The sequence below is a fragment of the Peribacillus simplex genome (assembly GCF_900156045.1).
GTDB lineage: Bacteria > Bacillota > Bacilli > Bacillales > DSM-1321 > Peribacillus > Peribacillus simplex_D.
Map to the genome: position 1 here is coordinate 1 of NZ_FTMX01000031.1, position 1,358 is coordinate 1,358.

2 protein-coding genes are annotated in these 1,358 nt (G+C 44.6%); both read right to left on the bottom strand.

Translation table 11 applies throughout. The annotated features are described in order from the left end of the window. A partial coding sequence (locus tag BW986_RS29130; RefSeq protein ID WP_076373297.1) for an NAD(P)/FAD-dependent oxidoreductase occupies positions 1–1,022 on the bottom strand: 1,022 nt, incomplete at its 3' end. 42 nt (positions 1,023–1,064) lie between these two features. Continuing rightward, the coding region (locus BW986_RS29135) for a helical membrane plugin domain-containing protein (RefSeq protein ID WP_076373299.1) at positions 1,065–1,358 on the bottom strand (294 nt) is incomplete at its 5' end.

The following is a 1,358-nucleotide window of genomic DNA, read 5'->3' on the forward strand; positions in this document are numbered from 1 at the left end:
ACAGGTGCAAATTCTTCAAGTTTCTTGCCTTCAAATGCTGCATATAGGTTGTATCCAACAAGCTCACCCATTTGCCAAGCATTTTGTGCAGTAGGAGCGTATGGACGGCCGCCTTCTGGAGGGAACGCAACGGCACTGTCCCCAACAACGAATACGTCATTATGGGATTTTGATTGCAAATACTCATTAACGGTCGCTTTGCCGCGATCCACTTCAAGGCCTGATTCGCCTACGATAGGAAGAGCCGCAACTCCGCCTGTCCAAACAAGCGTGTTGGCCGTTATCGTTTGTCCATCTTTCAATTCGATTTGATTTCCTTTAACACCCGTTACAGGCAGACCTGTCAAGAATTCAACGCCGCGTGTTTCCAAGCTTGTCATCGCACGTTCGATCAAGTGATCAGGCAGGACCGGAAGGATTTTTGGACCAGCTTCCACAAGCTTGATTTTCAAGTCCTTGAAGTCCACTCCGAATTTTTTGGCGATTTTAGGGAAATGGTCGACGATTTCACCGATTAACTCGACGCCCGTCAATCCGCCTCCGCCGATCACGATGGTTGCGTCCGCTTCATTATTCGTTTGTGCATATGCGCGGATGCGATCTTCGATATGTTTGTAAATCTTGTTTGCATCGTTTACGGATTTCAAGACCATGCTGTTTTCCTCAAGTCCCGGAATGCCGAAGAATCCTGTTTGGCTACCTAAAGCAACAACCAGGGCATCATAAGATAAAGTGGAACCATTGGCAAGTTTCACTACTTTGTTATCGACTGAGAAAGACTCCACTTTGGAAATGATAAGGTCGATATCTTTTCCTTTGAAAAGTTTTTCCAACGGAATGGAAACGGCTTGTTCAGAAATGGATCCGCCTGCAAGACGGTGCAATTCGGTGATGATTTGGTGCGTTGGAAATTGGTTCACCACTGTAACTTGCACTTCATCTTTATTATAATATTCACGTACGGATAAGGCAGACAGCAATCCTGCGTATCCTGCACCTAAGATGACGATTTGTTTTGACATAGTTAATCCCCCGTCCTTACTGATTGAAAGTTTATCAAATTTTTATTGGTTTTTACGTTCTGCAGAGACTTCAAGAAAAGCTTGGGCGAAACGGAAAAGTTTTTGTGCTTGCGGGTCTTTCAACATTCTTAACAGACCAAAAAGACCGATCACGTCATGATTCACTTCAGCACGATCCTTAGCTTCGATGGCATTAGCCGCAAGCCCTTTCACTGAATGTACTACAGGTGTCGCGATCTCAGAAATGGCGCTGACCGTATCATTTTTCAACACATCATCAGTCGCAACCGATTGAGCGAAATCATAAGACTTTGTTAAAATATTCACTAACTCAGT